This is a genomic window from Oleiphilus sp. HI0079 (assembly GCF_001635105.1).
Genome location: NZ_LWFT01001300.1, coordinates 1 through 989 on the forward strand (window position 1 = coordinate 1; position 989 = coordinate 989).

At 43.9% G+C, this 989-nt stretch carries 2 protein-coding genes; one reads left to right on the top strand and one right to left on the bottom strand.

Annotated features, from left to right (window positions below; translation table 11 throughout):
* On the top strand, nt 1-550 hold a 550-nt coding region (locus A3750_RS26545), incomplete at its 5' end, for a hypothetical protein (RefSeq protein ID WP_197475254.1).
* Here the strand turns inward: A3750_RS26545 and A3750_RS22630 are convergent.
* Nucleotides 516-989, bottom strand: a 474-nt coding sequence (locus tag A3750_RS22630) for a hypothetical protein (protein WP_231871926.1), incomplete at its 5' end; no start/stop codon positions are given. The genes A3750_RS26545 and A3750_RS22630 overlap by 35 nt on opposite strands.

Sequence of the window (989 nt, forward strand, 5' to 3'; positions counted from 1 at the left end):
ACAATTAGAGCTAGATATCACCAGAATTGAGCATTTGCACCAAGCGCTTCGAGCCATCGCAACCAAGCGTTTCCCTCAATCCGAGGAGCCATTAAAAGACTATCTCAACAGTATTAGACCAGCCGCCTGGGCGTCGATGATCAACTTTTCTGAGAATGCACCAATCGACGATCTCATAAATCTAGAATTCGATTTATCGTCGTTTGCTGATCGAGTCAGTCTGAGAGGACATATATTTGGAAAAACTGAGGAAGAGATAACAAGTATCGTTGGCTTGTTGAAGTTTCTAAAGATAGAACCGGGGCAAATAAAAATCTATCCCGCGAAAGCGTTTGATTTAGATGCGAGCACCTTACTTAAAGAATATGCATTATCAATAGACGAGAACATCCAGCAAGACCCTTTTAAATTCCGAAATAAAGACGGCGACCCTGTATCGCCAGATACGCATCTTGGGTTTGTGATGCATCGAACGAAAGGCATAGTTCGAAACAGCTTTGCGCTCTCCATCATAATTACAGCGTTAGTGTCTCTCCAGTCGGCAACGTGATTTGTGCCGAAAGTATAAGATGCTCCACTTTCCCGTTTCCGCTATTTGTCGCCTTCTGAACGTCGGCACTAACGACCACCCCTCCGAGGAGGGTCCCGAAGAACGCTTCAGACGCGCGAGCACTATAGAACTGTAACGGAAGAACTGTCCCTTCTTGGGTCATAACGCCCAACGTTTCTTCAGAGCGATTTATACCAATGACGTCGGCATTCGAGATCTTTATATTGGCGTCATAGCTGGCAGTTTTGGGATTCGCGTTAATTTTCGAAACACAAATAACGTCATTTTTGTCGTCATCAGGGAATTCGATCGAGGTATTTGGTACCTTTGATTGAGAGTATTTCTTCTGAAACGCATGTCTTAAATTTTCAATCTCCTGCTTTTGTTTTTGAGGTAATGAATCACACTCTAACCCCATAGAGTCCATTTTCCCATCCAC